Source organism: Bradyrhizobium valentinum (assembly GCF_001440405.1).
Lineage (GTDB): Bacteria > Pseudomonadota > Alphaproteobacteria > Rhizobiales > Xanthobacteraceae > Bradyrhizobium > Bradyrhizobium valentinum.
The window spans coordinates 1-5,547 of record NZ_LLXX01000123.1; the positions used below are offsets into that span (position 1 = coordinate 1).

The window sequence follows — 5,547 nt, forward strand, 5'->3', positions numbered from 1 at the left end:
CGGGCGAACGCGTCGTCGGGAGTGAAGGTGACCAGCAGCATTGCTGCGGCTGCCGAAGCGATGAGAATTCGACGCAACATCAGCGTACTCCTTCTTTCAGAGAGGAAGCCGCGGACACCTGCGCGTCGCGCCGAACCGCGGGTTTGTCCGAAACCTCGCGCGCGGGAGCTGCGCGCCCTTGACCTGGATCAAACCTCACGTTCATCTACGTGAACGGGACTGCTCATCACCCGCGCCATCGTGAGAAGCGGTCCGCTGCCCCCGCGGGTGAAGCAGCGCACGCGCGCGCCATCCCGGCGCACCATCAGCCGATAGCCGCCGTGCTTGATCTCGTGGACAGAGCGGGCCGGAAGGTGGCCGGGCCACCTTCGTGGGCTGGCACGGTTCGATGAAGCCGGAGGGATGCGGCACGATCTACTTCAGTTTCCACCTTTGCCGCCATGTCGGCATATCGGCCAATTCGGTAGGTGGCATTCTTGCACGTGAGAATCCAGACATCGTAATCCGGCTTTGACAGCTTCGCATCGCGCGTGGCCTTCTGCGGTTCATCGCACGCAAAGCCTTGGCTGCGGATTTGTGCTGCGAGCACGCTCATAACGGTTTGCGCTTTGGACAGCACGGCGAGGAAAAAAATGGCTAGGAGCGGAAGAGATTTCTTTGCGCGTTCCATTCTGCCTCTTTCTGCGCGTTCGCGTGCGAACTGATGCACACGTCAAAAGCCTTCCACTCGATGGTCTGCAACCGATTGGAAATCATCTGCCATGAGGACCTCGACACCATCACGGCACCGCACGTCTTTCCGTTCGTCGCCGCGTCGCTCGCAGCGTCGAGGGACCGCTACAGCAAGTCCATCGGCGAAGGGCAACTGCATCAGGATCATGTGCAGATCACCGAAGTCCCGTGCAGGCTGCCACTTCGGCGCAGCCATCGGGCTTCGGTCGTTGCTTGAGGACTTCGCGCCGGAGATACCGGACTACGCCCTCGACATGCACACGATGAAGGGCAAGGCGATGGGCCGTGGCCTCGATCATTTTCCGAAGGAAGGCGCGAAGCTGATCCCGCTGCCGACAGAGCCGGACCCGTTCGAGGACGAGGCTTATCGGTTGTGGGCGGTCAAAGCGGCAGAGCAAGTGAGCCCTGCAGAAAGATCAGCGTGATTTTCGTTTGCGCCGTGTTCGTTTGCGGCTGAGCCGTTTGGCGTTTGCTGTCACCTTTCTTCGATACTGCTCAATAATCTTGTCTCCGGATGCGCCAGCCATCAGACTTGTACCGGCCTTCGCCGCAGCAAGCATTTTTTCGCTCACCATGCGCCGGGCTTCTCGTTGAGCCGCTTTGTCGCCGCGCATCAATTTCGCCATGCGCAGTCCGATCACGCGATTGCTTTCTAGCCCCAGCATCATCCAGTTCCACATGCTGCGATATTCCTAGCAAGGCGACTAGCTTTCGGATCACATCAGCGACCACGGTGTGCGCGGTGTCCAATCAAAGCTGCGTGGCTGTCACGACGGGCACAATCTGCTCGCGTCATTCTTGAGCCTGCTTTGGCAACGCATCCCTATGACCTAAAGGGTTCCTTCACCTTGATCTAGGAAACACCCGAATTGGCAATAGACGGGACTCGCTTCGCGTTGAAAATCAGACCGCTGCTGCTGGGGGCCAAACGGAGATGTCCGATGGGTGTGGCAGGCTGGCGCTTCGCGCATGTGAAGAGAACTCTCCGCGTCCGAGCGGTCCTTGTCGGCCTGCTAGAAGAGTTGCCGTTTGTCTGCCCGGTGGTAGTCGCAATCGGCTCGACCGTCATGATCGCGATTAAGCTCTGCAAGGATTTGCCGCAGTAAGGCGGGCCCCCCAAGGCGCATGTGCATGCCTTTGTGTCCAATCGGCATAAAATTAAGTCGAGATTGCGCGATTGCAAATATCCTCGCACCGGCCCGTCTCGCGGTCCCCGCAAGAAGTCACGCCCTCGGGAGGACCCTGATGGCCCATGATGCGGAGGGACAGCATCCCTCGACGGTAACAGCCAGCATCGCCGCGACCTCGACGTGGCCGTGCGAGCATCGCGCGCACGCCATCACCAGCGCCGCACGGCATCACCCGCGCCGTGTCGACCATCGCAGGCGACGGCAGCAGCGCGCATCGCCCATTACGGAAGCGGCAACGCCGTGAAGTAACCGTTCCGCACCCTTGCGGGACAGTCTGGGACGGCCTAAGGTCGCTGCCCGCCCCATGCCACTGTAGCACGCAAAGATGAGCTGCGGCCCTCAGCACTTATTGCTGATAGAATCTTCCCATCCTCCACGAGCGCGCCCGACTCGGCTAGTGGACCCACAGGGCTACGATGGTACAGGTGAAGCCCACCACTAGGATGCCAGCGGCTGCTACGGCCACTAGGTCAATTGACCAGTGGTGGCCGACCAAATCGACGTGTCTGGAGTGATTTTCGTCCCGATATGTCTGAAGGCGCATGGCTGGAGCACCTCCTCGTGCGCGTTGGCACATAATTCAAGCGGCTGTTGACAAAATAGTTCCCTGCCTCGCCCCAACGTTGCCGGTGAACCCAGCCAAATCCCACTGGAGACCATTCGTGCGCGACCGAACGAACGCAGGGCAACAGCCGAGCGGCGAGCGACGGCACAAGCCGGACAGGCGGCAGGCGAGCCGAGAACCGCGCGGTGGGTGGTTATCGCTACGTGGCGGCGGGCTGGTGTCACCGTACAGGCGCGGCAAACAGGCACCGCACACGGGAGCGGCAGCGACGGGCAGGCGTCAGGCATCAGAGGCAAGGCCCTACAGCGCGCCGGGAGCGCAGGGCCACAGGACACCAAGCAAGCCGCGCCAGCGCACAGGTAGCCACGCGACGCACGCCATAGTCGCGGCCTGACGCAGCATCGCCCAGTTGATTTAGATCAAAAGCTGCTTCTCGACTTTAGGTGACATGCTCTGGGCAGCAAACGGGAGCCTGAACGTTCGGAGCCGAAACAGGTCTGTCGTCGCAACGCACTCGCGTTCCTTTGGATACGCGGCTGCATTTGGACTTGTCGCTTCGTCTGCAGTTCTGACGGCGTCACAGGCTGAAGCCCAAACCACGACGACGCCCACCACGCCCACGACGCCGCCCGCAGATACGGCGAAGTCTGGGACAGAGCGCCGTCAGGAAGGGCGAACTCGGCGAACAGAAAGGCGGGCCTTCCTCAGAGCGCAACGTAGGAAGGCCCTACAGCGCGCCGCCACCGGTGGGCTATTCAACAGCGGCATAGAACTTTGGCTCTACCCATCTTGCTTTCGGCTTCCTGATAGGTCTGCTTAGCTTTGACTTCGGGCTGAGCACGGTGTCGAGCTGCTTTCTGATCTGGTTTGACACGGTGCGAGACCACCCCGTCCCAACCTTGCCCATGTAGACAAGGTCTTTACCTTCCTGTTTGCCGAGATACAGGGCGGCGACGCCGCTCGGGTCTTTGACAAAACCGACAACGGGGAATTTGCCCTTCTGCACGGCCTTGATTTTCAGCCAGTTCTCATTTCGCTCCGATCGGTACGGCCCGTCCGCCCGCTTCGAAATGATGCCCTCCCAATGCAGCTTGGCAGCATGCTCAAACATCTTCTGACCGTCGCCGACGAGATGTTCAGAAAACAGCACTGGAAGGCCATGTCGTTTTCGCCGAGCAAATCTAACAGGAGCTCCTTGCGCTCGATCTGCGGCAGCTTGCGAAGGTCTCCATCGCGCCAGTGAAGGTCGAACGCGTAGTAGACCAGTCGATCCTGGCTGGTGAGTTACCTATCGCTCACGCGCGGACGTGGAGTGAATGCGAAAAGCAAAGCGGAAATGACCGACGACAAGAGAAACACTGATCCCGGTCTCTCTTCCGCGGAGCGAAAAGCTCTGAGAGGCCGCGAAGCACACGAAGCGATCGCCGACAATGAAGAGCCGCCTAACTAAAGAGCACTACGTTTCGACGGCTAGCCAGGCGGTGTAGTCAAGCTGACCGACCTAGCAAAGAGTTCCGTGCTGCGCTCCCAGCAATAAAACTACCGTGACATCGGGTGTCGATGCTGATCTTGCGTGGCTCGGTAATCCGCCCCGCAAATCGCTCAAGGCAACCGCTAGAGCGAATCCCGATGCGAGCGCGACTTCGGACCACGGCGGCGGTCGTCGCGCTCTTTGTCTTTCTTGCAATCCGCTGGTTTGCTGGCAATTAACTTTTCGAGGTTTGGCGCTGAGCCGCCTCTTTGAAAGTCCAATAAGTCCAACGACGGCGGCTCACCACCAGTAAGAATAGAGAGACAGGCATGGGCTTGGCCGCGATGATGCGTCTGATGATTGAACAAATGCAGCAGAATATCCGCGAGAACCTGTGACTGCGGCATTCCTGATGTTGTTCTGTAACTGTGAAGGCCTCTCAGTGCTGTTTCACCGTACTTTCCGGTGACCTCGATCATCCGATTGTCTTCTGCGATACGAGCCTTGGTTAGTTCGATGCGGTCTTCATATAAGATTGCATTGAGATCGTTTGGAAGGTCGCCTTCCCCGGTCAATCGTTTCAACCAAAGCCTGTCGGTCAGCAGCAGATGATTCAGGGTTCCGTGGAGGCTACCGAAGTAGACACCGGTGTGAAGGCGGTAAGATAGTTCTGATAGGTCAAGAGCTGCCGCGTAAAGTCGGGCGTTAGCCCAACGGTTGTAAGCAGCAAGCAGTTTGAAGTGCTCTTGGGTGATCATGCTGTTACGGGCCGACATGACCTGACGAAATAAGAAGAAGCCGAGAAAAAGGTTCCGACCTCGGCCCTTTCAGTTTCGCAAGTGGCCTGTTTTGCTCTGGCTAGCCGGTGCGAAAACGGCCCCAGCGCCAATCGGGGCACCGAGGCCGACTTGGCATGTATCCGGTGTCTCCCAGACGCATCGTATTTTTCATGGCGCGTCGGCCATCAGACAGACCAAACGAAGCCTCGCGGAAGTCCGAACTGGGTCAATCGAGTCGGTTTGGCGATGTCCGAGCCGCTTTATCCCTCATAGCCGACATTCGCTGGGAGAACCTGCAGGTCCGTTTCGTGCCCAATAACCGACTCATGCGCCGCAACAAACAGCATCTCATCTCGCCAACTGTCGGCAGTCGTGCGGTCCTTGAGAGCAGCTCGAAAAATCTCAAATCTTAGCGTTCCAATTGGAAAACGGGTCAGGATTACAACAATCTCGAATTTGCCCCAACTCAACGTGTGAGACTGGCCCTGAGACAATGAACCTCTACCAGAAGGCCAAGGGCGCTTATGGGGGCGGGTCCAATTGACCTAAATCAACACGGCATGTGAATTGATTTAACTGTTGGTGAGAGTTTGGAGATGCCGGTCTAGTGGAGAAGGAGCCGCGCATGACACTCGACCCGATCCACCAGTTCGAAATCAAAAACTTCTTCAAGATCGGCCAGATCGGCGATCACGCCATCTACTTCACCAATTCCTCAGCTTACATGCTGCTCACGGTGGCGGTAATTTGCTTCCTGACTATTCGCGGCATGAAAGGCCGACAACTTGTTCCCGGCCGCTACCAGTCGAT

General features: G+C 58.4%; 8 protein-coding genes and 1 pseudogene. 5 read left to right on the top strand and 4 right to left on the bottom strand.

Translation table 11 applies throughout. From position 1 onward, the window contains the following. Positions 1-304 precede the first annotated feature (304 nt). Complete coding sequence (locus CP49_RS20960) at positions 305-670, bottom strand: hypothetical protein (protein WP_063791729.1); 366 nt, start codon at positions 668-670, stop codon at positions 305-307. Positions 671-703: 33 nt separating this feature from the next. On the opposite strand from CP49_RS20960, the gene CP49_RS20965 reads away from it, so the two are divergent. Both CP49_RS20965 and CP49_RS20970 read left to right on the top strand, forming a co-directional pair. Next, positions 704-949, top strand: coding sequence for a hypothetical protein (locus CP49_RS20965; RefSeq protein ID WP_057852101.1), 246 nt, complete (start codon positions 704-706; stop codon positions 947-949). Continuing rightward, on the top strand, positions 942-1,157 hold the full coding sequence (locus tag CP49_RS20970) for a hypothetical protein (protein ID WP_057852102.1): 216 nt from the start codon (positions 942-944) through the stop codon (positions 1,155-1,157). The genes CP49_RS20965 and CP49_RS20970 overlap by 8 nt, the downstream gene beginning before the upstream one ends. On the opposite strand, the gene CP49_RS20975 is transcribed toward CP49_RS20970, so the two are convergent. Then, positions 1,149-1,412, bottom strand: a complete 264-nt coding sequence (locus CP49_RS20975; RefSeq protein ID WP_057852103.1) for a hypothetical protein — start codon at positions 1,410-1,412, stop codon at positions 1,149-1,151. The genes CP49_RS20970 and CP49_RS20975 overlap by 9 nt on opposite strands. Before the next feature lie 261 nt (positions 1,413-1,673). Here CP49_RS20975 and CP49_RS46175 point away from each other — a divergent pair, with 261 nt between their 5' ends. Next, a complete protein-coding gene (locus tag CP49_RS46175; RefSeq protein ID WP_197423168.1) occupies positions 1,674-1,838 on the top strand; it encodes a hypothetical protein in 165 nt (54 codons plus the stop codon). Between the two features lie 139 nt (positions 1,839-1,977). Beyond that, a complete protein-coding gene (locus CP49_RS44870) occupies positions 1,978-2,166 on the top strand; it encodes a hypothetical protein (RefSeq protein WP_156438553.1) in 189 nt (62 codons plus the stop codon). Positions 2,167-3,238: 1,072 nt separating this feature from the next. On the opposite strand, the gene CP49_RS20980 is transcribed toward CP49_RS44870, so the two are convergent. Both CP49_RS20980 and CP49_RS20985 read right to left on the bottom strand, forming a co-directional pair. Then, positions 3,239-3,637, bottom strand: coding sequence for an ATP dependent DNA ligase (locus CP49_RS20980; RefSeq protein ID WP_245310784.1), 399 nt, complete (start codon positions 3,635-3,637; stop codon positions 3,239-3,241). A gap of 464 nt (positions 3,638-4,101) precedes the next feature. Beyond that, positions 4,102-4,716 carry a DinB family protein gene (locus tag CP49_RS20985; protein WP_082646129.1) on the bottom strand — a complete coding sequence of 205 codons (615 nt, stop codon included), beginning with the start codon at positions 4,714-4,716 and terminating at the stop codon, positions 4,102-4,104. Between the two features lie 646 nt (positions 4,717-5,362). On the opposite strand from CP49_RS20985, the pseudogene CP49_RS20990 reads away from it, so the two are divergent. Next, positions 5,363-5,547, top strand: a pseudogene (locus CP49_RS20990) (F0F1 ATP synthase subunit A); the annotation flags it as partial.

Excerpts from the sequence above, each read along its gene's own strand:
- CP49_RS20960 (WP_063791729.1), bottom strand. The coding sequence starts at position 670 with ATGGAACGCGCAAAGAAATCTCTTCCGCTCCTAGCCATTTTTTTCCTC.
- CP49_RS20965 (WP_057852101.1), top strand. The coding sequence starts at position 704 with ATGCACACGTCAAAAGCCTTCCACTCGATGGTCTGCAACCGATTGGAA.
- CP49_RS20975 (WP_057852103.1), bottom strand. The coding sequence starts at position 1,412 with ATGTGGAACTGGATGATGCTGGGGCTAGAAAGCAATCGCGTGATCGGA.
- CP49_RS46175 (WP_197423168.1), top strand. The coding sequence starts at position 1,674 with ATGGGTGTGGCAGGCTGGCGCTTCGCGCATGTGAAGAGAACTCTCCGC.
- CP49_RS44870 (WP_156438553.1), top strand. The coding sequence starts at position 1,978 with ATGGCCCATGATGCGGAGGGACAGCATCCCTCGACGGTAACAGCCAGC.
- CP49_RS20985 (WP_082646129.1), bottom strand. The coding sequence starts at position 4,716 with ATGATCACCCAAGAGCACTTCAAACTGCTTGCTGCTTACAACCGTTGG.